Origin of the sequence: Paraburkholderia sp. RL17-337-BIB-A, assembly GCF_046025895.1 — a bacterium.
GTDB classification, from domain to species: domain Bacteria; phylum Pseudomonadota; class Gammaproteobacteria; order Burkholderiales; family Burkholderiaceae; genus Paraburkholderia; species Paraburkholderia fungorum_C.
Genome location: NZ_JARESY010000003.1, coordinates 1,075,892 through 1,102,865, shown reverse-complemented (window position 1 = coordinate 1,102,865; position 26,974 = coordinate 1,075,892). Strand labels below are relative to the sequence as shown.

At 57.4% G+C, this 26,974-nt stretch carries 20 protein-coding genes and 8 pseudogenes; 10 read left to right on the top strand and 18 right to left on the bottom strand.

Annotation, left to right across the window (positions count from 1 at the left end; genetic code table 11):
- Window positions 1–254 precede the first annotated feature (254 nt).
- Window positions 255–329 (top strand): annotated as a pseudogene (locus P0D84_RS43270) (IS6 family transposase); the annotation flags it as partial.
- A gap of 263 nt (window positions 330–592) precedes the next feature.
- Here the strand turns inward: P0D84_RS43270 and P0D84_RS43265 are convergent.
- Window positions 593–1,734 (bottom strand): annotated as a pseudogene (locus P0D84_RS43265) (IS110 family RNA-guided transposase).
- Window positions 1,735–1,864: 130 nt separating this feature from the next.
- Here P0D84_RS43265 and P0D84_RS43260 point away from each other — a divergent pair.
- Window positions 1,865–2,521: pseudogene (locus tag P0D84_RS43260) on the top strand (IS6 family transposase); the annotation flags it as partial.
- A gap of 60 nt (window positions 2,522–2,581) precedes the next feature.
- Window positions 2,582–2,824, top strand: a pseudogene (locus tag P0D84_RS43255) (tyrosine-type recombinase/integrase); the annotation flags it as partial.
- Between the two features lie 17 nt (window positions 2,825–2,841).
- Here P0D84_RS43255 and P0D84_RS43250 read toward each other — a convergent pair.
- From P0D84_RS43250 to P0D84_RS43240, 3 genes are all read right to left on the bottom strand, one after another.
- Window positions 2,842–3,096, bottom strand: a complete 255-nt coding sequence (locus P0D84_RS43250) for a DUF1488 family protein (protein WP_408349817.1) — start codon at window positions 3,094–3,096, stop codon at window positions 2,842–2,844.
- Between the two features lie 302 nt (window positions 3,097–3,398).
- A complete protein-coding gene (locus P0D84_RS43245; protein WP_408348937.1) occupies window positions 3,399–3,650 on the bottom strand; it encodes a hypothetical protein in 252 nt (83 codons plus the stop codon).
- Between the two features lie 62 nt (window positions 3,651–3,712).
- Window positions 3,713–5,152: an IS1182 family transposase gene (locus tag P0D84_RS43240; protein WP_408348934.1), complete on the bottom strand. Its 1,440-nt coding sequence runs from the start codon at window positions 5,150–5,152 to the stop codon at window positions 3,713–3,715.
- Window positions 5,153–5,321: 169 nt separating this feature from the next.
- Here P0D84_RS43240 and P0D84_RS43235 point away from each other — a divergent pair, with 169 nt between their 5' ends.
- Window positions 5,322–6,404, top strand: a complete 1,083-nt coding sequence (locus tag P0D84_RS43235; protein ID WP_211709225.1) for an IS630 family transposase — start codon at window positions 5,322–5,324, stop codon at window positions 6,402–6,404.
- Between the two features lie 12 nt (window positions 6,405–6,416).
- A complete protein-coding gene (locus P0D84_RS43230) occupies window positions 6,417–6,716 on the top strand; it encodes a hypothetical protein (protein WP_169491107.1) in 300 nt (99 codons plus the stop codon).
- A 155-nt stretch (window positions 6,717–6,871) separates the two neighbouring features.
- Here the strand turns inward: P0D84_RS43230 and P0D84_RS43225 are convergent, their stop codons facing one another.
- The 4 genes and pseudogenes from P0D84_RS43225 to P0D84_RS43210 form a co-directional block, all read right to left on the bottom strand.
- The gene (locus P0D84_RS43225) at window positions 6,872–7,591 is read right to left on the bottom strand and encodes a Crp/Fnr family transcriptional regulator (protein ID WP_408348931.1); all 720 of its coding nucleotides are present in this window, start codon (window positions 7,589–7,591) and stop codon (window positions 6,872–6,874) included.
- A gap of 131 nt (window positions 7,592–7,722) precedes the next feature.
- Window positions 7,723–8,115 (bottom strand): hypothetical protein, encoded by a 393-nt coding sequence (locus tag P0D84_RS43220; protein WP_408348928.1) that lies wholly within the window; start codon window positions 8,113–8,115, stop codon window positions 7,723–7,725.
- 251 nt (window positions 8,116–8,366) lie between these two features.
- Window positions 8,367–8,855 (bottom strand): annotated as a pseudogene (locus tag P0D84_RS43215) (sensor histidine kinase); the annotation flags it as partial.
- A gap of 439 nt (window positions 8,856–9,294) precedes the next feature.
- Window positions 9,295–9,639, bottom strand: a complete 345-nt coding sequence (locus P0D84_RS43210; protein WP_408348925.1) for a hypothetical protein — start codon at window positions 9,637–9,639, stop codon at window positions 9,295–9,297.
- 946 nt (window positions 9,640–10,585) lie between these two features.
- Between P0D84_RS43210 and P0D84_RS43205 the strand changes: the two genes are divergently transcribed.
- Together P0D84_RS43205 and P0D84_RS43200 are read left to right on the top strand one after the other, a co-directional pair.
- A complete protein-coding gene (locus tag P0D84_RS43205) occupies window positions 10,586–10,765 on the top strand; it encodes a hypothetical protein (RefSeq protein WP_408348922.1) in 180 nt (59 codons plus the stop codon).
- Window positions 10,766–11,116: 351 nt separating this feature from the next.
- Complete coding sequence (locus P0D84_RS43200; RefSeq protein WP_408348919.1) at window positions 11,117–11,332, top strand: hypothetical protein; 216 nt, start codon at window positions 11,117–11,119, stop codon at window positions 11,330–11,332.
- 327 nt (window positions 11,333–11,659) lie between these two features.
- Here the strand turns inward: P0D84_RS43200 and P0D84_RS43195 are convergent, their stop codons facing one another.
- A complete protein-coding gene (locus P0D84_RS43195; protein WP_408348916.1) occupies window positions 11,660–12,175 on the bottom strand; it encodes a hypothetical protein in 516 nt (171 codons plus the stop codon).
- A 367-nt stretch (window positions 12,176–12,542) separates the two neighbouring features.
- Between P0D84_RS43195 and fliG the strand changes: the two genes are divergently transcribed.
- A complete protein-coding gene (gene fliG / locus P0D84_RS43190) occupies window positions 12,543–13,538 on the top strand; it encodes a flagellar motor switch protein FliG (RefSeq protein ID WP_408348913.1) in 996 nt (331 codons plus the stop codon).
- A gap of 343 nt (window positions 13,539–13,881) precedes the next feature.
- Here the strand turns inward: fliG and P0D84_RS43185 are convergent.
- Window positions 13,882–14,061: pseudogene (locus P0D84_RS43185) on the bottom strand (DDE-type integrase/transposase/recombinase); the annotation flags it as partial.
- A 43-nt stretch (window positions 14,062–14,104) separates the two neighbouring features.
- On the opposite strand from P0D84_RS43185, the pseudogene P0D84_RS43180 reads away from it, so the two are divergent.
- Window positions 14,105–14,346 (top strand): annotated as a pseudogene (locus tag P0D84_RS43180) (IS6 family transposase); the annotation flags it as partial.
- Between the two features lie 325 nt (window positions 14,347–14,671).
- Here the strand turns inward: P0D84_RS43180 and P0D84_RS43175 are convergent.
- A complete protein-coding gene (locus tag P0D84_RS43175) occupies window positions 14,672–15,379 on the bottom strand; it encodes an IS6 family transposase (protein ID WP_408349814.1) in 708 nt (235 codons plus the stop codon).
- A 291-nt stretch (window positions 15,380–15,670) separates the two neighbouring features.
- Here P0D84_RS43175 and P0D84_RS43170 point away from each other — a divergent pair, with 291 nt between their 5' ends.
- The gene (locus P0D84_RS43170; protein WP_408348909.1) at window positions 15,671–17,110 is read left to right on the top strand and encodes an IS1182 family transposase; all 1,440 of its coding nucleotides are present in this window, start codon (window positions 15,671–15,673) and stop codon (window positions 17,108–17,110) included.
- 527 nt (window positions 17,111–17,637) lie between these two features.
- Here P0D84_RS43170 and P0D84_RS43165 read toward each other — a convergent pair.
- From P0D84_RS43165 to P0D84_RS43135, 7 genes and pseudogenes are all read right to left on the bottom strand, one after another.
- Complete coding sequence (locus P0D84_RS43165) at window positions 17,638–19,083, bottom strand: IS5 family transposase (RefSeq protein WP_408333720.1); 1,446 nt, start codon at window positions 19,081–19,083, stop codon at window positions 17,638–17,640.
- A 277-nt stretch (window positions 19,084–19,360) separates the two neighbouring features.
- Window positions 19,361–20,496 (bottom strand): IS3 family transposase gene (locus P0D84_RS43160; RefSeq protein WP_408346954.1). Its coding sequence is split into 2 segments (ribosomal slippage): window positions 19,361–20,232 and window positions 20,232–20,496, totalling 1,137 coding nucleotides; the frame shifts between segments, so codons are not numbered across the junction.
- Window positions 20,497–20,964: 468 nt separating this feature from the next.
- The gene (locus P0D84_RS43155; protein ID WP_408348906.1) at window positions 20,965–21,378 is read right to left on the bottom strand and encodes a hypothetical protein; all 414 of its coding nucleotides are present in this window, start codon (window positions 21,376–21,378) and stop codon (window positions 20,965–20,967) included.
- 338 nt (window positions 21,379–21,716) lie between these two features.
- Window positions 21,717–22,088: a DUF4430 domain-containing protein gene (locus P0D84_RS43150; protein WP_408348903.1), complete on the bottom strand. Its 372-nt coding sequence runs from the start codon at window positions 22,086–22,088 to the stop codon at window positions 21,717–21,719.
- A gap of 1,098 nt (window positions 22,089–23,186) precedes the next feature.
- On the bottom strand, window positions 23,187–24,200 hold the full coding sequence (locus P0D84_RS43145) for a hypothetical protein (RefSeq protein ID WP_408348900.1): 1,014 nt from the start codon (window positions 24,198–24,200) through the stop codon (window positions 23,187–23,189).
- A 960-nt stretch (window positions 24,201–25,160) separates the two neighbouring features.
- Window positions 25,161–25,862: an IS6 family transposase gene (locus tag P0D84_RS43140; protein ID WP_408348897.1), complete on the bottom strand. Its 702-nt coding sequence runs from the start codon at window positions 25,860–25,862 to the stop codon at window positions 25,161–25,163.
- A gap of 291 nt (window positions 25,863–26,153) precedes the next feature.
- Window positions 26,154–26,939: pseudogene (locus P0D84_RS43135) on the bottom strand (alpha/beta fold hydrolase); the annotation flags it as partial.
- Window positions 26,940–26,974 lie beyond the last annotated feature (35 nt).

Below are 26,974 nucleotides of genomic sequence, written 5' to 3'. Positions count from 1 at the left end.
CAATTGCCGAACAGGCGGCCGCGTGTAGCGTTTGTGATGATTTCCGGTACATCGAAAATCAACTTCGCTACGGCCAATCCTGCGATGCCGTCATTCCAGCCTGAAACGGAGGTTCAAGCGGCTTGCGATAATGCAAACTTAACATTAAGGCATGGAGAGTAACTATGGTTATGCACTCAATCACTACAGAGAACTTCAATATCAGTTACGACGGCTCTGTCAGGTTGATGGGGAGGCGGCGGTAGAATGAAGTGATGAAGAAAACGAAATCGCTTTATCACGGTCACCGCTTCCCTGCCGCCGTCATCAGTTGCGCTGTTCGCTGGTATTGATATGACTTTGCGTGTCAATCGCGAAATTGGTTTCCAGGTTGCATCGACGCATGAATTTCCTGAGGGCGGCGCAGCAGTAAGTCTCGACGGTGGATCACACTGACATCCGCGGGTTGGATACCGCATTACAGAGGTCCGCCTCATGAGCCTGCCGCTAACTTCCGCCGCAAGTTGGTGATGCCCGTTGCGTAATACCATCGCGGGTTGCTCGGATGCCGGGCTGCGCCGCCTTCAGGAAACTCCTTCCGTTGTTCGGGAAATCACACACAGGCCGCGGGCGGTTTGCTGCGAGGTATTGCAAGCGCCATGGCCAGTCGACTGATGTCCCAGATGAACGCCGCCAGTTCGCGGGCAATAGCCACGACCGTGATGTTGATGGGCTTGCCTCGCGCGGTCAGCCGGCGGAATCGTCGGCACAGCCGCACCTGGGCGTCCCAGGCGCGGTCGATGATGGCCTTGGGCAGACCTTCGAGACGGGCCTGGATTTCCGGACTGACGCGGGCAGGATGGCGGTAACTCCAGGCCGCTTCGACCAGCAGTCTTCGGGCGTAGCTGTTGCCGGTTTTGGTAATGCTGCCCTGGCGGCGTTTGCCTCCCGATGAATGCTCGGATGGCGTTACGCCGAGCCAGGCCATCAGCTGACGCGGGTGTTCGAAGCGGGACAGGTCGCCCACTTCTGAAATCATCCCGACGGCGGTAACGAACTGGACGCCCCGCATGGCCTGCAGGGCCAGCACTACCGGATAGAAGCGCCAGGAGATCACCGCTTCGCGTACGGCTGTTTCGAGACGGGCGCACTGCGCAAGCCGGTCCTCGATCGTGCGCCGGTGTTCGTCAAAGGCAAGGTGCTGCCAGGCGCTGGGAAACGAACAGCGGCCCAGCCAGCGACGGTGCGCCTCGCCCCAGTTTGCGCTACCGGTATAACGGACGCCATGCGCGAGCAGGAACGACTTCAGTCGATGCCGTGCACGTCGCAGATCCTCGCGGGCAGCCGCCCACGCGCGGGCGAGATCCCGGAATGCCTCGTCTTCAATGCCGGGCACGTACACGGCCGACAGGTCGTCGGCGCGCAGCGAGCGCGCCAGCTTGATGGCATCACGCCGGTCGGTCTTTACGCGCTCGCCCGGCTTGCGCGGGATCAGTGAAGGTGCGCAGACCATGCAGTCGAAGCCCTTCTGGACGAGAGCTGACGGTACAGCCCGTAACCACATGGACCTGCCTCGTACACGACGCGCACGTGCGGCGCCTTGGATTGCAGGCGTGTGCACAGGCGATCGATGTCGGCCCCGGTCGTACCGGTCTTGCCCAGCAGCTCGATCTCGCCCGCGTCGATCGCGTAGGCGACCGTGATCGAGTCCTTGTGAAGATCCAGTCCAACGTACACCGTGCTATCGTTTCGCATGCTGGCCTCCGTGGAGGAAATCGCCGGGGCATGGCCCAGTCCACGCCCGTGCGGCTCTGACAGCAATGCTAACCCGCGTTCAGTTTCCCCACGGCGGGCCAGCCCTTGCCTCACGCAAAGTCATACTGCCTTCCGCTTTCAATTGAGCTTGCGTGACATCGAGGAGTTGTTGCTCGAGCGTGGTGTCGTGGTCACGTACGAAACGATCCGTTGCTGGTGCGACAAGTTCGGCGCTGGATTCGCCCAGTGCGCCAAAGCGGCGAGGCGCAAGCCGGGCAGCACATGGCATCTGGACGAGATGTTCGTGACCCTGCGCGGCGAGCCGTATCTGTTGTGGCGAGCAGTCGACGAGCATGGTGCTGAACTCGACGTGCTGGTGCAAAAGCGGCGCGACAAGGCCGCGGCAAAGCGCTTCTTCCAGAGGGTGCTGCGTTCAAACCCGGTGCCGCGCAGGATCGTTACCGACCAGCTGCGCAGCTATGCGGCGGCGAAGGCTGACATTCCCGAGCTCGCTCATGTGAAGCACGTTTTCGTCAAAGCGGCTGCACGCGTGAACAACCGTGCCGAGAACAGCCACCAGCCGACCCGCCAGCGAGAACGCCAGATGCGCGGCTTTCGCGATGCGCATCGCACGCAGGCGTTTCTCTCATGCTTCGGCCCAATCCGGCAGCACTTCGCGTTACCCAGACATCAAATGAACGCGGCGTGTCACCGCGCCGTACTCAAAGAACGCTTCGCCGCTTGGCATGGTTGGACTGTCACTACCGCAGCCGATAAAGTTATCTAATAAGGATAACTACTCTTGAGCTACACAGCTGGTCTACGCCCGTCAACTTGACAGCGCCGTGCGGCGCAATCCCTGCGTGCGCGTGGTGAAGACCATGCGCAGCGCGCGGACCGCCTGCAACAGGCATCTGCACACTGGCTGCGTCACAGCGCAGGGTCCCACATGGCGGACCAGCAGGTCGATCTGCGACTCTTGTGCGATAACCTTGGGCATGCGTCACTGACGACGACCAGTCTGTATCTTCACGTCGATGACGATCGCCGGCACCGCGAGACCGACGAGAAACATCGTATTCACTGGTAACCGAGGGCAGTCAGGCCCTACCGCCTGATCTGGAAATTGTCGACGGTGAGCCTGACTGGTTGACCCGGACGAAGGCGGACTTTTCTTTCGGCAACCGCGATAATGCGCTGCCGTCCGTCCGCAAATGCCTTGAGCATCCGGACCTGGTCAGCGTCTCGCGGCAACCAGAATTGCGCTTCCAGCGCCCCTCGCGTAATCGCACACACGATCTCGCTGCGATGCCCGGTCAGGCGAAACGAAATTTCATCTCGGTCCGCCGCGACAGCTGGCATCAAGGTCAATAACGTCCATGATTTCTACCTCCCGCATTCAGCTGCGAACTTTTAACTTCCTGTCCTGACCTTCCCGTTGCCTATCTTCAATTTTACAGAACAGACGGAGAACAGGCGCGCGCAGCCGAGATAGGCCGCCTGGACAACTAGCGGTGTAGCTTCTGCTTGCCCAACTGGAGACCGGGTTTGCGGTTGACGGGGATGCAGAGGGGCCGCACGGTTAGTTGCATGTTTGATCGACACGGATCGCCAGGGTGAGCCTTTACGGGAGATGAACTTCACAGTGCCACGCAAAGGTCCGGTCAACTGATACAACGTGTCGGCAAGAAAAGCGCGCTCACGCCACCCTTGCATACGTACATCGAGAAGCCATTGGAGGAGCCATCTGGATAGGCGCTATCGTTGCGCGATGGGCCGCAGGCGACCCAGGTTGTGTAAAAACGCGAACCGATGTGGCTCGACGAGTTCGTACCTTCGATCACGGCCATTGGCGGCTGTTTTAGCCCGCTGTATGGTTGGAGGACCTTCGGGCTGGTCAGAATGCGAAGATTCATCGACGAGTTCCAGAAGCGCTCCGGTTCGCCGCGGTGCAGCCGGTTTGATGTAAGGCCTCTCTTCAGGCCCTCATCTTTTGCATTGACGCCGCAGTGCCTAAGATCGCCATGACACGCTTGAGGTTGTATGCGAGCACATGCAGACTCATCTCGGTGCTGACATGCTCGCGTGTCTTCATCAGGAAGTGCGTAGCGCCCATCCAGAACTTGAGCGTGCCAAACGGATGCTCCACGGTCTGACGGCGTATGCGCATCATTTCCGGCTTCTGATGGAGTCGCTGCTGCATTGCTTCGACTACGCCCTCATGCTCCCAGCGCTTTATCCGGCGGGCCTGCTTCCCGGATGTGCATTGCTTTCTGATTGCGCAGGTGGCACAAGCCGAACTCGAGTAGCAATGCAGCGTCATACCGTGCTCGATGTTTGTGAAACGCCAGGTAAGCCGCTGTTGCGCTGGGCAACGGTACTCATCATCTTCGGCAACGTAGACAAAGTCCTGCTTGCCGAAGTACCCATCTGCTTTACTGCCCGACGTCAGTGGTTTGGGAACGAATGCCGTAATACCCGCCTCATCGCATTGCAGGATTTCCTCGCCCTTGAAGTAACCCCGGTCAGCAACAACGGTCAGATTTTCGATGCCGGTAGCCACTCGCGCCTGCCCGGCCATGTTCGTCAGCTGGTTACAATCATTGCCAACATTGGTGACCTCGTGTGCCACGATCAGATGCGACGTGGCATCAACGGCCGTCTGAACGTTGTAGCCAACCATCCCTGTTCCCCGACCGCTGGTGGCCATGGAACGCGCGTCCGGATCAGTCAGCGAGACCTGTCCATCGGGTGAGTCGCGCAGTCGCTGCTCCATTGCCTTGAGGTCTTGCATCTGCTGCCTGAGCTTCTTGATCTTGTCGCTGATGCGGCTCGTCTTCGCCTCGGCGACATCGGATTGCGTCCGGTCCGAGGTCTCCATCGCCGCAAGGTAACGCGCGATGCTCTCATCAATCTGCTGCATGCGTGCCCGGACCTTACCACTCGTGAAGTTGCGATCACGATTGTTGACGGCTTTGAACTTGCTGCCGTCAATGGCCACAATCGACTTTGAGAACAGGTCCAGGTTACGGCACAACACGATGAATTGCCGGCATACATTGCGGATCGCTTTGCCGTTGTCACGGCGAAAGTCGGCAATGGTCTTGAAATCCGGTGAAAGGCGGCCCGTGAGCCACATGAGCTCAATATTGCGTTGAGTCTCGCGCTCCAGACGCCGACTTGACTGAATGCGATTGAGATAGCCGTAGATATATATCTTAAGCAGAACGGATGGATGATAAGAAGGCCGTCCTGTTGCAGTTGGCGCAGTTCCGTCAAAGCCGAGATCACGCAGATCAAGTTCGTCGACGAAGACATCCACTACACGGACCGGGTTGTCGTCGGCGACAAAGTCGTCGAGATACTCGGGTAGCAAGACGGCTTGTCTTCGGTCTTCGCCTTCGACGAATCGCTTCATGTGCCCACCCGCCCTGAATGCGTTGCTTCAGTTTAGGCGATCAGCACGTTTTCACACAGGCTGGACCCACTTCAGCCGGCCAACCTACGGTCACGGTCGTCCGATCTCACGCTAGTACAACATCCCGCAATTACTTTTAATAATTGATTGCATGGTTTATCCTGGCGGTATGAGTCGAGGACGCCATGCAACGCCAGTGAAGCTGGCCAGAAAGGAAAGACAGGAGCTGCAGTCGCTGATCCGACGCACGACGGCTGCACAGCGCGATGTGACACGGGCACGCATCGCGTTAATGGCTCACGAGGGCTACACGAGCGCGGCGATCTCACAGGAACTGGGCGTGTCCGTGCAGACCGTCAGCCAGTGGCGCCAGCGCATTGCGCGGCAAGGCGCGCAGGGGATTCGGGAGGCAGAGCGCAGTGGTCGTCCGCCGCGCATCACGCAGGAGACGCGGCTGCAGCTGATCGCACTGGCGTGTGAAGTGCAGGAAGCGCAAGGTCGGGCCACGCCGACGCTCGATGAGATTGTGACGCGTGCAGTCGAGCGAGGGATCGTCGAACAAATCAGTCGCAGCCATGTGCAGCGCATCCTGCAGGCTGGCGACGTTCGCCCGCATCGGGTGCAGCAGTGGCTGCATAGTCCGGATCCGGCGTTTCGCGAGAAGGTCAACGTGATCTGCAAGCTGTACCGCAAGGCGCCGAAGAATGCGGTGGTACTGAGTATTGACGAGAAGACCGGCATCCAGGCCATCGAGCGCAAGCATCCAGGGCGCGCCCCGGCAGCCGGACGGTTGCGCCGCCGGGAATTTGAATATATCCGTCACGGTACGCAGTCGCTGATTGCCGCGCTGGATGTTCATACCGGACGGGTACTGGGAAGCTGCCGCGACCGGCGTACCCAAGACGACCTGGTGACTTTCATGGACAGTGTGGCAGCCGCGTATCCGGGCAAGCAGGTGCATGTGATCTGGGATAATCTGAACACGCATCGCGCCCAGGCCGTGTGGCAGGCATTCAATGCGCGGCACGATGGACGGTTTCATTTCCATTTCACCCCTTTGCACGCGAGCTGGGTGAACCAGATCGAACTGTGGTTTGGGCTCTATACGCGCCGTGTGCTACGTCACGCCAGCCACACCAGCACGGCGCATCTTCGCGAGCGTACAGAGCAGTTCATCCGCGAGCGCAACCAGACGGCACGTCCCTTCAGATGGACTTTCCGCGGCTACCCGTTGCAAACTGGCGCATCCTGAACCGGAGCGGTCATGCCTGCCTTACCCGCGAAACATCATGCAAGCGAACTGCAGCGTCAGCTGCGCGAATTGTTGGGCCACGACCAGGTGGTCACGCAGGCTTACGGGCGTCATCTGCTGATCAAGCGCCTGGACAATCAGGAGTCGACCGTTGTGGCACGCCTGAGTGAACTCGGCCGCAATCTTTATGGTGCGGCCTTTCGTAGCCATAGCGGGCGATGGGAACCTCTGCCTGGCTCAGGTTCGCTCGCCGAAATGGCTCAACTGGTTGTCACGCTCCTGCAACCTTATTTGCAGCCAGACAATTATTAAAGCTATTTGAGGGATCTTGTACTAGTATGAGACGCTCGCAGATCAAAATGCGACGCTCTGCGGCTCGGCCACTCTGGATACTCGCTCGAACGATCCGCGCCCAGCGACAGACCGCAGCGAGTAACGCCAACATCAGGCGAACCAGGCCAGAACCTTTATATCGCCTGCATATCGGGCAACAGTCGGTCGAACTCCCGTTTCACCACGCCATAGCATTCGCACGCGCGCTTTTCGAGTCCCGGCCGATCCAGCACCTCAACATGATTACCGCTGCATCGTACCAACCCGGCATCCTGCAGCTTCATTGCCACTTCGGTCATGCCGGCCCTTGGGATCCCAAGCATGTTCGCAATCAGTTCAACCGTCATTTTCTGTTCGTCCAGCGGTAGGCGGTCGACACTGAGCAGCAGCCATCTGCACATTTGCTGGTCCATCGAGTGATGCTGGTTGCAAACGACCGTCTGGGCCATCTGCGTGATCAATGCCTGGGTATAGCGTAGCAATAGCCGCTGCACCGGACCAGCTCTGTCGAATTCCTCCTTCAGGATTCGGGCATCCAGGCGATATGCCTGCCCGGCGCTTTGCACGATGGCCCTGTTTGGCATCGTCTCTCCACCCATAAAAAGCGCGATCCCAACGAGTCCTTCGTTACCCACGATCGCAATTTCTGCGGGCGTTCCGTCATGCATCAGGTGCAGCATCGATACAACTGCCGTCCTCGGAAAATAGACGTTCTCCACGTTTGCGTCAGACTCATACACAACCTGCCCCAGGGGCATATTGACAGGGACCAGGTGCGCTGCCAGACGCGCCCATTCTGCGTCCGGAAGAACACTGAGCAAGTGATTCTCTTTGGCACGATGTTCGTTCGTCATGTGTTTCGCTCCCAGGCATCTGATCCGCACCGCACGGCATGCGTAGGCGTCGTCTTGACAGGATCACGTAACGAAGCCGTGTGAGCGCGTCGAACTAACGGCAAGAATGTCGCTGCGCATTGCCCCGACCGTCAGCCCTGGCGTGGTGCGTTTACGTCGGCAATCCTTTCGCCTGAAAAGACGTGGCCCATCAAATCCTCTGCAAGGCTCGCGATCCTGGTAATCTCCCGGTCAATCGTGTCAATCGCCCCGAGTATCTCTGGCTGATCCGGAGATGCCGTGCGGAGGGTTTGAACCGCGAGTCGCAGTGGGGTCAAACGATTGAACAGCTCGTGCGCAATCGTCAACAAAATTTCGACCCTGCTCTGCGACAGGTCGAAATGGCCGTGGGTCAGCGGAACGTTGTGTGAAAAAGCGATGGCGGCTCGCCGGCGAGGGCGGTTCATATCTCGATCGCTCACGGCTGAGCGACGCTTACAGGAAATATCCAGATACCGCCGGTAGGAGATTCTCTGCGCCGACATGATGCTTCCTCTTTTGACTTCCGGATCGCGGTCAGCCCGAGAAATCCAGTGGTGTTTGGCGCCCGCTCCTAACAAGGACCGGGCGGGCTCTGCCAACTGCAACGGGTCCGCAAACCCGCTCGGGCGACTCGCGATTGCCGGATGCACGTAGGAAACGTCAGCGTCTCACGGCACAGAGGGAACGTCTGTACGGTAGCGTTCAAGACGCTCCCCAAGTGATTCAGGTCGATATTGCCTTTCCATCGGGTCAATTATCCAGCCCCTCGCCCCGCGTCGTCCGCACGTGGGAGTGACACGGAAAAGGAGGTCTCTGTCTCGCCGGACCGCGCTTCGATCGCACCGTGGTGGGCCTTGGCGATTTCGCTTGCAATATAGAGTCCCAGTCCGAGGCCATCCGCCCTGTCGTCTTTGCTCTGATGGTCCGGACCCCGCATCAAGGGATCAAAAATGCGCGCCAGCGTGGCGCGATCGATCGCAGGTCCGCGGTTGCTGACGTCGATACGAACAAGTGCTACGTCGCCAGTCACTGTCACGTGCACTGGAGTGTCTTGTGCCCCGTACTTAATGGCATTGAGTACAAGATTTCCGATCAATTGCTGCAGGCGGTGGCCGTCCCAGACCCCCTGTGAATTGCCACTCACGTGCAGCTCAATCTGCCTGTCAGGATGAACCGCGCGCAACTCGTCCAGCTCGTCGGCAAGCACGTCCGCGAGATTGACACTGGTGGGTATGACGTTGATGGGCTCGTTCTGGGTTGGCTCTTCGTGCTGGCCGGCGTCCTCGTGTTGATATGGTTCTTCGTTACCTACTGGTAGCGCGGGCGACCCGTCGGGACTCGATCCAGCCATTGTTGATCTCCTCAAAATTCGGTCCGGCGCGAAATCCCAATCGGGCGTACTCATCGGCGGCTCTCAACTCCCAGAAGATATGCCAGTTCCATATTGAATCTGGGAGTTTCGCCACCCCGGGTTCGCACCCATTCCCTTACCCCGCCTGGCTTCTCGCCATTCTGCAAGACCGACTACTTAAAGCGGAATGTCTTGACCGTGAACGGCCGCGTCGGCACGTAGAGCGGCTGTTGGAAGGCAGGAAACCAATGTCGCTTCATGGCTGATCAGCGACGATCATCGCTGGCTGCTACTGATCCAGATTGGATGGACGGCCGAACAAGGCGCGGCGTTACCACGGCAACGATTCGTCGCTATCCGCAAAACGTAAAAGCCGCTTCCGCGCACCGTCTGCTACATACCTCGGGGCGGCTGCAAGTTGCTGATCGTACAGGCGCAACAGTTGCTCAAGTACCACGCTATCTTCTGGCTCGATGCCCCAGTCGTTCTCGATCGCGGCACGCGCGATACAGCGATCCAGCGCCTCCTGCGCGCCCTGGTAGAACCCGCGGGTCTCGTCCCCGAACCCCGCCTCACCAAGGAAATAGCTCAGGTAGAGCGCGACGAACAATTCGTGGAGGAGTGCCCTGTTTCCGGCCCCACTGCGCCACGCCGCCAGTGCAAGGTGATTGCGCAACGAAACCTCACGTACCCTCTCTGGCGTCGGCGGTAGAAGCATCGTTTTGGTGAGTGGGGTCCTGCCGGAACGGTGCGGGGACTTTTTTCGTGCATTCTTTGACATGAAAACCTATCGAGTGCGTTGTATCCAACTCCACGGCGGTCATCGGAATCATTCGTGCCATCAACCTGTCCGTTCGACCGGGCAGCGAAGGTCTCGCGTGCTATGGCCGCCGGTGACCTCAGCGGGCAGTTTGACTACTGATGGCAGTAACGGGACCGCAAAATTGCCGCACGCGCTCAAGGACACGATAACTACGTCCGACGCCATTCGGTACACGCCACCTGACAAGTGGATATCGGCTCTCGAGGACGATGTCTTGAGAACATGACGTGCATCCCCGGCCTGTCGCAGGCAACTGGATGTGGCAGCTTGTGAGAGGTCACACGCATGGCGGGGCCTTGTCCCCAGCACCCTGATGCGTCGATTTATCGCTGGTGGTCAACGTTCCTTTTGGCGCATTCGTTCGCGTCGCGCCCGAAAAAAAGCCGACAGGTCATGTCGGCCAAAGGATTCTGGACAATTCGAGGGCCATGCCCGAACCTGTGCAGCGCACATTATTGCACTGCCACGCGCCCAAGCAGGCAGTTGGCGAATTAAGGGTTTACGCCAGTTAAAATAGCGGGAACGGACGCCGTAATACATGTCAAATCAATCCATACCGTGGCTACGGTCGGACATGCAAAAGCAAACGTTTGCCCGAAAGCTGTGACTGGCGTTGCTCCCGAGACTTGTCAGTCTGGCTGCCATAGGGGGCTTCGACGCATGGTTGCTGCGTCACGTGCACCGGGCGAAGAGTGCGTCCCGTATCCAGGCGTGACGGCAGTTTTTAAGGCGGCGCAAGAAGCGCACTAATACTGGCTTTGGGCTGACAGGAATGTCAGCCCGCTGAGGAAAGTTCAACATGTTCGACGCAGAAATTGCCGCGACGCTCCTGAACCGGTGGGACCGCAAACGACCGTGCCCGGCAGGCCAGCCGTCGCTGGAGCTTCTGCGGGAAGGCAAGCTGCATTTCAGGCATGAAGGCGGCGAGTCCACGCAGATGACACTAACGCAGACCGGCGTCTTCGCGTTGAATGTCTGACGTTCACCGACGGCTCCCGCGCCTTGCGCGTCGCCGATGTGGATGGGCAAGGCGGCTGGACACGGTGGACTGCTGCAGAGCCGGTCTGAAGGGACGAAATGAGCACACGCATTAGCATGTTCACTTCCCGTAGTCTCATCCTGAGTTGGCTCGTTGTCCTCGCCTACGTCCTCGTGGCGATATGGCTCAATTACTGGTAACGCGTGTCGGGTCGCAGTCTGTGCTGACCGCTGTCAAGGTTGCACAGGTGACGGAGGCAGCGGTCTGGCATTCGAGCGGGTGTCGGCTTCGCAACAGCGACAGCCGATGTGACATTCCAGGTTTTCAGAGGATCGCCGGAGGGAGACAAACGTGAATATGGTAAAGACCGACATTGAACAAATGGAGAAGGCGTTGAACGCGCTGGTTCGTCGCCCGCAACTTCTCCGTCGCGACTACTGGATATCGCAGATTGAGTGCCTGCTGGTACGCCCCGGGCTGTCGGCCCAGGACCGGAATCGACTATCTGCGCTGCTCGACCTGCTCAGCACCCCGGTCGCGGAATGTAGTGTCCCGGTACCGCAGTGACTGGCGCGGTCGCGTTGGCTGGTTACCCACACGCAGTGTCCGGGCGATCATGTCTGGCGAACGCGTCTATTGAGCTTTCGGAAATCACCATGTTTAACGAGTCGAAATACGTGTCGCTGATATACGAACAGGGCCTGGACCAGTGGACGCGTGCCTGGTACAGGGAAGCGTCGAAGCGGAATTTATCTGCCCGCCGTATTATCCCGACCCCGCGACCATAAAGCGTCTTCCTGGCTATTTCGACGCCGGCCTGTTGCCCGCCGAAGCCGCTCAGGCGTGTTTCGGCCGCAAAGACTAAAGTAGTCCGGCTATTGCTTTCCTTATCGGTTAAACATATCCGTGCGAAAAGCAGAAAACGACCCGAGCAGTTCGGCGAATCCCTAACACACCACACTTGTCACGCCCCATGTGCGCCACCTTGACCGGCACCTTCCATACACCACTACCCAGGCCGGACCTACCCCGTCTGGCTAACGTCTTCCATTGCGCCCGTTCCTCAGCGGAGGACATGACTTCCTCTGGAACGGGTTCTGCGATCGCACCGCTGGCGGACCTGTCGAGGGCATGCTGATGACGCACGCGCGACCGGACTGCAGAGAAGGTTGCGTCGTGCCGCCATTCGAGGTCATCAGTGCGCTCAAAAACCTCTACATTGTTTCGAGCGCGCTCGCGCAGCGCGGCACTTACGCTCAGGAAATCCGGGGCTCTCAATGGCGGGCTATGGTTCAACGGGCTCAGGAGGCGAAGACGGCGCTCGACCAGCACGGGGAAGGCCCTGAAACGCGTGCGATTGTGCTGCTTCGACAGATGACCGCAGCATGCCAGGGCCTCGTCGATCGCCATGCGGCCCGTCGAGAGATCCCCTTCGCCGTATGGCGCGAAGTGGGCAGGCTAGGGCACGACGCTTACGAGTGGGTCAACCTGACCGCACCCCGCGGGCGAGATGCCGACACATGGATCCCGCAACGTTCACGTTGGCGTACTATCCCGGTCCAAAGGCGGACCGGCAGGCACAACGTGTCCGCTACGTAGTTCCGCCACGTCGTGGCCGGCCTTGGGTCCGTCGTCGTTTGACGTCTCCGGGACGCAGACGACTGAAGGATGGAGCATTGCTCCCAGCGTTCGAACAAAAACTGAACCACGCACGATTGCTGGCAAAGAGAGATCGGAAGATCGTTGCAGTCGCTGTTGGTAAGTCATGGAGCGCTCAGTGAACGCCGAAGGAATCAACAAGGCCGCGTTGCTGCTGATGTCGCTAGGTGAAAACGAAGCGGCTGAAGCCTTCCGACACCTCGCCCCACGTGAGGTGCAGAAGATCACTGGCGCAATGGCCGCGCTGAAAAACGTCACACGCGGTGCCGTCGACGATGTGCTGCAGGACTTCATCAAGGAAGCAGAAACGCAAACGACGCTGTCGCTGGACTCGAAGGATTACATCCGGTCGGTGCTAACCCGGGCGCTCGGCGAAGACAAGGCTGGCAACGTCATCGACCGCATTCTTCAGGGTGACGACGTTGGAGGCATCGAAGGCCTGAAGTGGCTGGATGCGCCAGCCGTCGCCGAACTGATCAAAAACGAACACCCGCAGATCATCGCGACAGTCCTGGTGCACCAGGATCCGGACCACGCTTCCAGCGTGCTCGAATGCTTCACCGAACGCACACGCAACGACGTGCTGCTGCGTATCGCCACGCTCGATGGCATCCAGCCGGCCGCATTGCGCGAACTCGATGAGGTGATGACAGAGTTGCTGTCAGGCACCGAGAACGTGAAACGCAAGGCGGTTGGAGGCGTTCGCGCGGCCGCGGAAATCCTCAACTACCTGTCGAGCCAGCATGAAGAATCGGTGATCGGGAACGTACGCAGCTACGACGTTGATCTCGCGCAAAGGATCATCGAAGAGATGTTCACCTTCGAGAAGCTGGTCGTACTTGACGATCGGGCGATCCGGCTCCTGCTCAGGGAAGTCGACTCGCAGACACTGGTTATTGCACTGAAGGTTGGGCCGCCCGAGCTGCGTCAGAAATTCATGACGAACATGTCGCAGCGCGCGGCTGAACTGTTTGCCGAAGATATGGAGGTGCTCGGCCCAGTGCGCCTCTCGGAAGTCGAAGCACAACAGCGCAAGGTTTTGCTGGTCGCGCGCGATCTTGCCGAAAGCGGCGAGATCGCGCTTGGTGACAAGCCGGGTGACGCATACGTCTGAAGTGCCTCACTGTGCGGAGATCAGCGACGGCAATCGACGGGATAACGCCCGACGAATCCACCGATAGCCACAGGCATGCCTCGTGTTGTACCCGGTCAATGAGTTCGCTTATGCCGGCAAGGCCGCGGCCTTATAGCGGCGGTGAGCGAAGTACCTGCATCGATGCACGACCAAAACCCCCGCGCGGCGAACCGGACGGGGTCGTGCACCTGAAGGGGTTTTGTCGCGGTAAGGATCGAGGGACGAACGAGATCGACGATCCATTCTGATGACCATCGCACAACAACAGCGGGCCATAACCGCCCCCTGTTGTTGACGCTTTTACTCAACCTTGCGCCGCCGTTTAGTGCCGGGTTTGCACCGCCGCTAACATAAGCTCAATGCCGGCCAGAAGGATCCGGGCACAGCGAAAATTCTTGAAGCCCAGCATGGGCCGGGTGCGCCGCTTGATCGCCCGATGGTCCTGCTCGACGAGGTTGTTCAGATATTTCGACTGGCGGATCTTGATGGGCACTTCACGATCAGGCACTGGCAGGTTGATGGGGAGGCGGCGGTAGAATGAAGTGATGAAGAAAACGAAATCGCTTTATCACGGTCACCGCTTCCCTGCCGCCGTCATCAGTTGCGCGGTTCGGTGGTATTTCCGGTTCAGCCTTAGCCTGCGCGACGTCGAGGAGTTGTTGCTCGAGCGTGGTGAGCGGTCACTTACGAAACGATCCGTTGCTGGTGCGACAAATTCGGCGGTGAATTCGCCCGGTGCGCCAAAGCGGCGAGGCCCAGGCCGGGCAGCATATGGCATCTGGATGAGAGTGCGTCACGAACACAGGCGAAAGCTTGTGGTGCTGTACTGAAGATGAGAGCGGGCCTCCCGGAGTCGGCCTGCAGGGGCAGGCTTCAAACCGCCCGGTGCTGCTGCGTTCAAAAGGCGTGGTGGTGAGCGACCGGGGAAAAGTCATCCATGAAGGATGGCAGGTACGTGTTGAGAAGATGAGCGCAAGCAAACCGTTCGATGATGCGTCTTTCAGGTGTCAAAGCGCTGTCAAAACCGGGGCCATCTCGTCGCTCCGGGATCAGTGGCTCTGGTGCAAATAGTCGATATGGACGAGATATTTTGTTATATAAAGGATACCTGATCAGGCAGACAGGACGGCCATCCAGACAGCGGGCGCAGCGGTATCTTTGAGGCGGAGTTTCGCGAGGCTAAATTGGCCCTTGCGAATTCGATGTACCAGTTCAATACCTGAGAGAGTGATCGCTGCGTTCCGGAAACGTTGGAAGCCGAGCATGACTTTCGTCCGGGACTTGATGTTGCGGTGGTCCTGCTCGACCAGATTATTGAGATATTTCGAGGATCGGACCTTCGTGTCCTCCGGCAGCAAGCCATCGGCCTTCATCTCGCGCACGGCGCGGTGCGAGGCGGCGTAGCCATCAAGCGTGGTGGTCTTCGGCGGCTGGCCTTGATGTTTGATTGCCTTCCTGAAAAACGCTTTTGCCGCCTTCACGTCACGCCTGGCGCTGAGCATGAAGTCGACCGTCTGACCTGCCCGATCCACCGCCCGATAAAGATAGACCCACTTGCCGCGCAGCTTGAGGTAAATCTCGTCGACACGCCACGACTGGCCGGTGGGCCTGCAAAAGCGGTTCCACCGTTTGACGAATTCCGGCGCAAAGCGACGCACCCAGCGCAGGATCGTCGTGTGCGCCAGCGACAGACCCCGTTCCGCCATCATTTCGACCAGATCGCGCAGGCTGAGTTTGTAGCGCAGGTACCAGCGAACACACAGAATGATCACATCGCGGTCAAAATGACGGCCCGCGAACAATTCCTCCAGACTCTTCAACTTGCTCATCGGCGGCTCTCAATTCGTTCAGACCGACACCTTGACCGAGTCGCCCCCGCGCTATTTGCACCAGAGCCGAGAAAGCTTTGCGTACGATTGTCGCCTTGAACAAACCGCTTCATCTTGCTCATCCCATCGCTTCGGATGGCAAATTTTAGCGCTCCAAAAAAGGCGTTTTGACACAATCTGGGCCGGTCACTGCCTGACGGCGATCGGCAGCACGCGACCGAGGTTGTGTGAAAACGTGCTGATCGCCTAAACTGAAGCAACGCATTCAGGGCGGGTGGGCACATGAAGCGATTCGTCGAAGGCGAAGACCGAAGACAAGCCGTCTTGCTACCCGAGTATCTCGACGACTTTGTCGCCGACGACAACCCGGTCCGTGTAGTGGATGTCTTCGTCGACGAACTTGATCTGCGTGATCTCGGCTTTGACGGAACTGCGCCAGCTGCAACAGGACGGCCTTCTTATCATCCATCCGTTCTGCTTAAGATATATATCTACGGCTATCTCAATCGCATTCAGTCAAGTCGGCGTCTGGAGCGCGAGACTCAACGCAATATTGAGCTCATGTGGCTCACGGGCCGCCTTTCACCGGATTTCAAGACCATTGCCGACTTTCGCCGTGACAACGGCAAAGCGATCCGCAATGTATGCCGGCAATTCATCGTGTTGTGCCGTAACCTGGACCTGTTCTCAAAGTCGATTGTGGCCATTGACGGCAGCAAGTTCAAAGCCGTCAACAATCGTGATCGCAACTTCACGAGTGGTAAGGTCCGGGCACGCATGCAGCAGATTGATGAGAGCATCGCGCGTTACCTTGCGGCGATGGAGACCTCGGACCGGACGCAATCCGATGTCGCCGAGGCGAAGACGAGCCGCATCAGCGACAAGATCAAGAAGCTCAGGCAGCAGATGCAAGACCTCAAGGCAATGGAGCAGCGACTGCGCGACTCACCCGATGGACAGGTCTCGCTGACTGATCCGGACGCGCGTTCCATGGCCACCAGCGGTCGGGGAACAGGGATGGTTGGCTACAACGTTCAGACGGCCGTTGATGCCACGTCGCATCTGATCGTGGCACACGAGGTCACCAATGTTGGCAATGATTGTAACCAGCTGACGAACATGGCCGGGCAGGCGCGAGTGGCTACCGGCATCGAAAATCTGACCGTTGTTGCTGACCGGGGTTACTTCAAGGGCGAGGAAATCCTGCAATGCGATGAGGCGGGTATTACGGCATTCGTTCCCAAACCACTGACGTCGGGCAGTAAAGCAGATGGGTACTTCGGCAAGCAGGACTTTGTCTACGTTGCCGAAGATGATGAGTACCGTTGCCCAGCGCAACAGCGGCTTACCTGGCGTTTCACAAACATCGAGCACGGTATGACGCTGCATTGCTACTCGAGTTCGGCTTGTGCCACCTGCGCAATCAGAAAGCAATGCACATCCGGGAAGCAGGCCCGCCGGATAAAGCGCTGGGAGCATGAGGGCGTAGTCGAAGCAATGCAGCAGCGACTCCATCAGAAGCCGGAAATGATGCGCATACGCCGTCAGACCGTGGAGCATCCGTTTGGCACGCTCAAGTTCTGGATGGGCGCTACGCACTTCCTGATGAAGACACGCGAGCATGTCAGCACCGAGATGAGTCTGCATGTGCTCGCATACAACCTCAAGCGTGTCATGGCGATCTTAGGCACTGCGGCGTTAATGCAAAAGATGAGGGCCTGAAGAGAGGCCTTACATCAAACCGGCTGCACCGCGGCGAACCGGAGCGCTTCTGGAACTCGTCGATGAATCTTCGCATTCTGACCAGCCCGCACGTCCTCCAACCATACAGCGGGCTAAAACAGCCGCCAATGGCCGTGATCGAAGGTACGAACTCGTCGAGCCACATCGGTTCGCGTTTTTACACAACCTGGACCCGCAGCGGTCCTTCGCGATTCTCGAAAGAGGACATTCGTTGCTAGAATTCGAAAGTCTGACCATGTTTAATAAAATCATCGAGAGAAATTAATGACGCGAATTTTTTTGGGAAAGTCCGCCGATCTTGCAGATGCATTGGCGTATGAGATGAACGCGCTCGACTATCTCCGCCGAAGTCTGTTTGACCAGTCAGAAAATTCAAACGAATGCCTTACTATAGTCGGTCCTGAAAAATTCAGTTTGCGCATCAGCGCGTCTCCATGGGGCCAAAGAGGCCACAGTCTCCGTCTGCGCGGCGAGGCAGTGGAACGCCTGGATGTCAACGAAGGGGATCAGTGCCTTTGCAGACGGTTCCAGCAAGCCGGTGCTGGCGTGAGCGTGACAGTGACGAGCCACTGCAGCGTCGTGAGGATAAAAAATGCGGGCGCCAGGCGCAGACGAACGATTGCGCGCAGCAACCATCGCAGGTTGTACCCCGCAGCACACAGTATCGCGTGTAGCGCATCGCCAGCCTGCCCTTTAAGCCAGCAACGCCGCATGCCGTGATCATGCTTCACATGGCCGATGATCGGTTCGATCGCCTGCCGCCGCTTTAGCCAGCGTCGCTGCGTGCTCGTCAGGCTCTTGTGTTTACCGCGATGAATAAGTTGTACTGACGATACCTCATTATCGACCCCACGATACCCGAGATCGACCAGCACGGTCTTCGGTTGCGGCGTACCGGGCAGATCCTGCAACAGGATGGTGCTCTGTTCAAGTTGTTCTGCCAGCGTGTGGCCGTCGTATGGGTTGCCCGCGAACGTGCGCGCACCAACGATCAGCCCTTGTTTTTCCGTGATCGCAAGGCTTACCTTGACGCCGAACTCGTAGGGCTGGCGCGCCTTGCCTTTACCGATGCACTCGACTTCGGGCGCGTGCAGGGCGTAAAGCTTGTTTTTGTCCTTTGGACGTTGGCAGCAAATACGCCACGCCCGCTCCAGCCACACGCGCAGTTGTGCCTTGCGTTCGTCTGAGGCTCCAGAGAGCTTGCGTTCGATGTCGCGCAGTAGCCGTCCCAATACGGTGCGCTGACGTTTGAGTACACGCCGCAGTCGCCTGAACTGCTTCGCATGCGCATAGCCGCCGGCGCGGCGACGCAGCCGTTTGCCTTCACGTTCGTACGTCTGCTTCAATACAAGACCAGCGCGTTGCGCAAGTTGCACGAGTCTGGCCCGCGCCACCTCCAGCAGACGGCCGTCAGTCGGATACGCAATGGCCTTCTCCTGGACCGTCGTATCAACAATCACGCGCTCGAATTCGGCCGGCTTCACCGCCTTCATCTGCACCGCCGCCGTGATCGTCGTCGCGAGCAGCTCCTCGACACCGCCTTCGCCCAGCGCCTGCCGGAAACGCACCAGATTGGTCGGGTCGCATGGCAGATGTGGCTGAAAGTACTCCTCACCACAGAAGAACTGAAAGTACACGTCCTGCGCCCAGCGCTCGCACACCGATTCATCGCTCTCGTTATAAGTGTGCTTCAAATACAGCAGCCCGACCATCAGCCGCACTGGCAGGCGCGGACGTCCGGCCGCACTAACGCCACCGGCCAGTTCCTTAGAACTCACACCAAACAGGTCCGCCGCTTCGCTTAACCGGCCATCGCGTGAGCGCCGCACAAACAGGGGCGCGAGCCTCGCTTCGATGGCAGCCCACGGCATCCTCGTGGCCAGCACCGCAAGTGGGTGGCGCAGATCAATCATCGCGTCCAGACGGCTACGAAAAAAATCCGGTGTGCTCATCGGCCAAAACTCCCAGAATTTTTATCTCTTCGATAATCTTCCTGGGAGCCAGGTTATCCGAAAACCAACTGCTACGCCAGGCCAGACGGTGCTTCACAGGTTTTTGCAGATCCGACTACTATAACCTTGGGAGATTTCGCGGAAAACGGAATTCAAAAGAAGCACCTGACGCTAAGTTTCCATGAAAATGTGTGCGGTGGCGCAGTTAAGGTGGCGTTAAGAGGTGGCCCCGTTCGTTCGGACAGTTTTTTCGATTTTTAAGTGGAACGCTGGGCGGTCACGCTGCCGTTTTCATCGCGGGCAGCATCGCGAAGTAAGCTTCATCCGGGGTCTTGTCCGACAGACTTGAATGAGGCCTTTGCTGGTTGTACCACGTCAGGTAGTTAGCGATGGACTTGCGTGCCTGGCCGACGGACTCATAAGCCTTCAAATATATCTCTTCGTACTTCACGCTGCGCCACAGTCGTTCGATAAAAACGTTGTCCCGCCAGCTTCCCTTGCCATCCATCGACAAAGCGATTCCGCGCGAGAGGACCGCGTCGGTGAAGACCGTACTGGTGAATTGGCTGCCTTGATCAGTATTGACGATCTCAGGCAATCCATATTTTGCGAATGCTTCTTCGAGCGCTGCTACCGCATGCTCAGCCTCCATCGTGATCGCGACTCGGTGCGCTAAAACACGGCGGCTGGCCCAATCGATCACAGCAGTGAGATAGACGAAGCCGTGTGCCATAGGCACGTATGTCGTGTCCAATGCGTACACCTGGTTGCTGCGCTCGATCTTCCGATCGCGCAGCAGGTACGGCCAGATCTTGTGAGCCAGATGTTTGCGGCTCAAGTTCGGTTTGCGATACAGCGCCTCGATGCCCATTTTGCGCATCAAGGTGCCGACGTGTTTGCGTCCGACCACTATGCCCTCTCGCTTGAGCAGGCGCATCAACATGCGCGCGCCGGCAAACGGATGCTCCAGGTGCAACTCGTCGATGCGGCGCATGAGCGCCAGATCCGCGGCACTGACCGGGCTCGGCGCGTAGTACGCACAGGATCGGCTAATGCCGACCAGCTTGACCTGCCGGGAAACCGGCAGGGGGTGGGCACGATCAATCATTTCTTTGCGCTCAGCAGGCCTGCCTTGCCGAGCGCGCCGGACAAAAAATCATTCTCCAGCGCCAATTGGCCGATCTTTGCGTGAAGCGTCTTCAGATCCACCGGCGGCTCATTGACGGGCGCGCCCGCCGCGCCGAACACATCGGCCGCTCGGTCTTGCAACTGCCGCTTCCATTCCGTGATCTGGTTCGGATGAACCTCAAACTGCTGCGCCAATTCTGCCAGTGTGCGCTCGCCACGTACCGCTGCCAGTGCCACCTTCGCCTTGAACGTCGCTGAGTGCGTGCGCCGGGTTCTCTTCGTCATCGTCTGGTTTCCTTTGTAGGCATTATGCCTATCTCAGAACCCAGCGATTCCACCTAACCGACTGTCCAGATTTCCGGGGCCACCTCTGTTCGACCCGTACTTGACGCACCATACACCTACTTAAGTTGTTGACTCCACCAACTGTAGACCGTCGGAGCCGGTTGTACGCGACCCGAACCGGCCTCTGCGCTTCTCCATAGTGGCCGTTCGACGGCGATGATTAGCGCGCGCTTGAACGTCAACGCGCGGCGCGGTCGTATGAGTCGTGCGAGCCAGCTAATCGTTGTTCGTCCACGAATTTTTGACGAGCCTTTGCGTAAAGTTCTTTAGTTGTGGGACTCATGACGTCGCATGAAATCGCAGATGCGCAATAGCCTCGCATTCAACCTGCGAGCAAATCGACTAGTTGTCGTGAACGACGTTTGCTTGGTTTGCGAAACTATTTCGTCGAGCTCAAAAAGAGGTGTTTCAAGAATAAGATTTACCAAAAAAATTCGCATTATCTGCCGCACGATCATAATCCACAAAACCGTGCACCCACGAAATGTACGAACAGCATGCATCGAGCACTTGCAAGGTCACATTGTGAGGCAATCCCCGCGGATGCCACCAAAGCTTGTCGAAATTCTGGGCGGCGAAAAGGCCGCCGGCAGTTTCGCGGATAAGTGCTCCTTCTCGTCGTAGGATAGCGTCGTATGACGACCAGAATTCACTTGTGCCAGCGTCGGCCACTTTGATGCTTACGAGCCCTTCTTTTACCAGCCCTCTGTCGGCATGCACCCGGTGTGCATTTGGAAAAACCAATACATCGCCTAGATGAGGGTCGCCATGAATTTCACCAAGGCTGTGATGAAGCGAAGTGCTGTTGAATAAAGTCGCCATACATCCGTCCGTTGCTCCACAGTCGGATTTAGATCGAGCCAGCTCTTGCCCGAGGTCCCTGCCACTAACTCCATTACAGAAAACGGATGATTGCCGACTCGGCCAAAGCGATAAGTCGATACAATCAACGGATGGATCAGCCACCCGTCGATCAAGGGGTTCATCCACTGCCTCAAACACAGCAGCGTTAGCACCTTCAGATCGCCGCCTGCATCATCGCCCTGTCGGGAAAGCGCGGCGGCCGCTCGGCGGTGGTAGTGAGCCAAGCAGCTCAGGAAGCCATCTCCAACGCGATGGAGAGCTTTGTCGACAAGGTTATTAATACGGCATGTAAGGACTCATGCGAGCGGTGGATGGGCGGCCTGCTTCAGGCCGCTGGAAACGTGTTTGTAGTCCCACGCCACGCTATCGCCGGACGCCAAGACATCAATACCGCAGGAAACGTCGGGCATCTTGCCATTGACGAGATACACCCACCAATACCCGTTACCGTCCTGGTTGGCCATCACGCCTCCCAAACCAGTCACATATAACCCTGCTCCCGAGCCTTCCCATTGGGGGTTGAGTGACGGGGCCACACCAGAGGCAGTGAGCAGGTCAAATGCTGTGGTCACACCGGGGTTGATCGGCACGGCATCGTTGGCCTGCCACGGCGGATTGTGGAACTCAGAACTCCAATCGACGAATTGATTGACCGTTGGCTTCGTCATTGCAGACCCCTTCAGTTTTTGATAGCGAAATTAGACAGGCCAACCGACCAGATCATTCTGACTATGACGGACTTGATCATTCGCCAATCCTATGTCGGCGCGGAACAAACATATGTGACGGCGCTGCCATTGCCCCTGCGGCCGGCTAGTCAACGCGCCGGCAGCGAAGTCGGACATGGACCGTTGTAGATTAACCCCACGATGTCGTTAACTCCCACCAAGATTCTGTCCAGGGCTAGCGGAAGCATTATTACAGTGCTACCTGCAGCCGCGGGCTGAAGACATGTCGTCCAATACCCTGACGTGCCGGGCGCGGGAACACCGCCCACGGCTGAAATCTGATAGCCGGAGTATTGCGGGAAATACTTCAGTGAAAAGGCGCCACTGGCGGGAACGGTCGGAAGCGCCTGCTCGAGCGCGTTGAGGACTGTCATATTCGCCGACCAATATACCGTGTAGACTTTCCAGGTTGCTCCCTGCGCCACTGAAATCTTTAGCGTTGGCGGCATTGGCAAAACAGTTTGGGCCAATGCGGAACAGCCGCTGAAGAGAGCCGCCGCAACTAATCCGAGGCAAGCCGGAAGCCGGGAAATACGCGAAACTATCATGATCGGCTCCGTTCGTCGGATCATTGATCTGCAAGTCGCGACCGGAGCGTCCGCTCCGCATTTGACAGTTCATAGTAGCTCAAATTAGCACCATATGGCCTTCTCTGTCGCATGGAGGGTGCGTATCTCCGTCCAACGGGAGCGCGGCGTCTGCGTTCTTCGGACGGTTGATAAGACTTGTCACGGTGCCATTTGTATTTTTAGCCCAATTATTGGTTGTTTGCATTTAATCCCCAGGGATCAGCTAGTGCATAGGCTCGGTTTATTGAGTGGGTAATAAGAGTGGTTAATTTGATTAAGTAGTTGAATTTAAAAAAAGGTGACCTTTGCATCTGATAATTTGGCGCACTCTTTAAGATGAAAGTCACCTGGACAGGCTGCTACTGCGAAAGCGTACAGTGGTATGCAGTCGAGCATCGTCCCCTGGTTTGATTGAAGGCAATTCCGTCCGATGCCGATGCATCAGGAATATAATTTCAACTGGCCACCGTTACCCGCCGTGTTCGGAAAGATAGACTAGAATTTCTCGATATAGTTGATCCACCCGGTTCGCTTGCACGCCACCACTTGAAGCATAATTATCCAAACCGGGCGCAGAGTTCAATTCGATGATGTTCCACACTTGCGTTTTGGCGTCTATTTTTAGATCTGCGCATATGATGTCAACGCCCGATAATCGGAGCCCAAGCGCCTTTGTCGCTGCAATAGCCAACTCCGCGAAAGTAGAGTCCATGGCATCAGTAACATCAATTGAAGTTCCACCCGTCGATAAGTTCGCGTTATCCAACAGAAAAGTACGCTGCCCCTTTGGCAAGACGGAAGCACGGCTCAAACCAAGCCGAACGAGCTTTAAATCAATTCTGGAATCGCAAGGATTAATCTCGGAGTTTGGTCGCCCCTGGTTCTGCAGTTCTGCCTGCGCTCCTTCGATCAGGTCGCCTACCGTTCGCATCCCGTCACCGGTTATTGCAAGAGGAATGCGCTCATATGCGGAAATTATCGAGTCGCCGAGAACTACAATCCGATAATCTTTGCCGACGCACTCCCGCTCTACCAAGAGTACATCCGTACGATTAAATATATTTTTTGCAGTTTCAAAAATCTCTCCGGCATTATAAACTTTTGTTACAAGCTCGCCCTGGCTAAGGTTATTGGGTTTGATGAAAACGGGTAACCCCAGCGACTCCGCGTAAGCGATGGCGGCTTCAGTTCCCCTTCGTTGGTGAGGGAGCAGGTTGGCGTTTAGTTTGTCAGAGAAGAATGCGCGGCTTTCGGGTACGAAAAACCCCTTCTTCCTCAAAAAGAAACTTGTATACCCCTTATCTTTGGCAATTTCCGTCGATCCAGCCGGATTCACGTTTAAGTTCGTGTTCCTAAACAGATGACGTTTCCCATTGGGGAAAATCAATTCTCCGGCAAACTCGAACTCCGGCTCCAGTTCGACAGCGATTCCCATTGACGGTCCGATGTGCTCTATCAGCTTTGACGCGAAGGGATAGCGCATGTGAGCCCTTGCTTGAATGTTCGTGCGAAATGCCGGTTCCGAATACACGTCGCTCCGTGTGTATTCGTTTTAGTGCACGGGGGCTGGTTTGTCCATGCCACGGACGTATGAAGGCCGCCACACTAGCGTGAGGTGGGGCCGAATAAACGACTGATCGGTGCCACGCGAGGTTCGAGGATGAGAGGGATTATGGAAAAGGACCGGCGACCCGCAGCGTACGCTCCGATACTAGTCTTGGGCTGAGAATCGCGGTGCGCTAGCAACATGACTGAGCATTGTGGCCATCGAGCAGTCATTCTACAGCGTTGCTCGTCCACCCCTCATTGGCTGGCTTGTAAGGATGGAAAACCTTCAATACTGGCTCGGCTTTTGAGCGTGATTTGCTCGCAGGCAGAACCTTGCATGGTGGTGAGCTTGCATCTTCGGATACGTTGTACAGTACAGATTTGTACAACGTAAGCTCTCCATCCAAAGTGACTCTATCTTTAGTCGACTTGGAAAGCCTCAGCAGACAGAGGTCTGGCGGCTCAGGATGCCAAGGTCGACTTCCTTGAAGAGCTTACCAGGGAGGGCGAAATGCGGAAAATTGTCCAGCAGCTCAATCGGAGCCCCATTACCGCGCGAGCGGTTTCGTCCTGCGACCCTAAACGGACTATCATGATTCTCGCCAGCGGTCATTCGGCAAGCATCCGACCTCGGTGATGGCAACCGACAACCTCCAGGCAACCGACGCTTGCGCTGTTCATGCCATTTCCGCTCGCATCGGTGCTTTTTACAGGAAAAACTACGGTAATCTCCGTATAGGATTTTTTTCTTACGGCTCCGCACGATCATCAAATCACCATGAACCTAGAAGAAGCAACCACGTTATTGAAAGGCGACTTCGGCAAGGAGCTCCTCCATAAGGCTTTGTCGCGGTAAGGATCGAGGGGCAAGCGAGATCGATATGCGAAGTACCGCTTATATTGCGAGGTCGTAGAATTGATCAGCGGCGGACGGATGGGTTCCGCGAGCACACTTCATCTGTCCTTTCGCGATCATGTGCATAATCTCAATGCCGGCCAGAAGGATCCGGGCACAGCGAAAAGTCTTGAACCCCAGCATGGGCCGCGTTCGTCGCTTGATCGCCCGATGGTCCTGCTCGACCAGGTTGTTGAGATATTTGGACTGGCGGATCTTGATGGGCGCTTCACGATCGGCATTGATCGCTTCGAGTGCGGCGAGATTGGAACCGCTTTTGTCGATGGTCACCGTCTCGGGGACGCCATTCTGAGCGATCGATTTCTCAAAGTAACGCCGGGCTGCAGTCTTGTCCCGATGCGCGCGTAGCAGGAAGTCGATGGTGTTGCCGTCCTTGTCGACGGCCCGGTAGAGATATTTCCAGTCGCCCTTTACACGGATGTACGTCTCGTCCATTCGCCAGCTCTTCCCGACGGACCGCTTGCGGCAACGAAACGCTTTCTCCAGTACCGGCAACAGCTTGAGCGCCCAGCGGTGGACGGTTGAATGATCAACGCAGATCCCACGCTCGGCGACCATTTCTTCAATGTGACGCAGGCTCAACGGATAGGCGACATACCAGCGTACGCACATCAGGATCACGTCGAGCGGGTAATGCAGGCGTTTGAGCACGCGGCCCACCGCCGGATTCAACGTTTTCATCAAGCTTTCCGTCGTTCATGTTGGTCCGAACATCATAGCGGACCGCCTTATTGCGACAGAACCGGCGAAGCCACCAGGGCGATAGGCAACCGCAGTACGCCAATCGCTTGATCCTGATGGGTGTCTGGCGCGATCCGTCGCAGCCACGAAATGAAGAAACGGGCGCGCTCAGCCACTGCAATCAGGCATGGAACGGGAACCCGGCTGCTGCAGTCGTGGGTGTTGTTTACTCGCTTGACACGGGCCCGCTAATGGGTGTCATCGCATACGATTCCCTACGCAACCTTTGGATTAATCTGTCGCGCCCAGATCGGTCATTCCGCGAAGCAAAGCCGCATGAAATGCGTCCGGCTCCTGCATCTGTGGCGCATGTCCTGCGCTCGGAAACTCGACGAGCTTGACGTGTGGAATCACAGCGGCGGCCTGATGTGCAAGTTGTGGATAATTGCCGAGAGAGGGGCGAATCCCGGTCGGTGCAAACTCTTTACCGATCGCAGTCGTGTCCTTGTCTCCAATCATCAACAGCGTCGGCGTCTTGATTTGCGGCAGTTCGTAATAGACAGGTTGCGTCAGGATCATGTCGTACAGCAGCGCCGAGTTCCACGCCACCAGATCTCTTTGCGGTCCGCGATACATACCCGCGAGCATTTGAACCGACGGTTCATAATCGGCTCTCCATTGGCCCGCGAAATAAGTGTTCCTTTCGCAATTCCGGATGCGATCCGCCGACGTGTGCAACTCACGCTCATACCATTGATCGACGGAGACCGGCGGCACGCCTTTCGCCCGCCAGTCTTCCAGTCCAATCGGATCGACCAGCACAAGTTGTTCTGTTTGCCGAGGATAGGTTAGCGCGTAGCGAATCGCGAGCATTCCTCCGGTCGAGTGGCCAATCATCGTGGCCTGCTGAATATCGAGCGATTGCAACAGGTCACGGGTATTGCGCGCCAGTTGCTGGAACGTGAACTGATAATTCTCGGGCTTGCTCGATTTGCAAAAGCCGATCTGGTCGATCGCAATCACGCGATAGCCGGCCTTACTCAGCACACTAATTGTCGGCGCCCAGGTGGCCGCACAGGGCGCTGTCACGTTGCTGGGATGTTGCCGGAAAT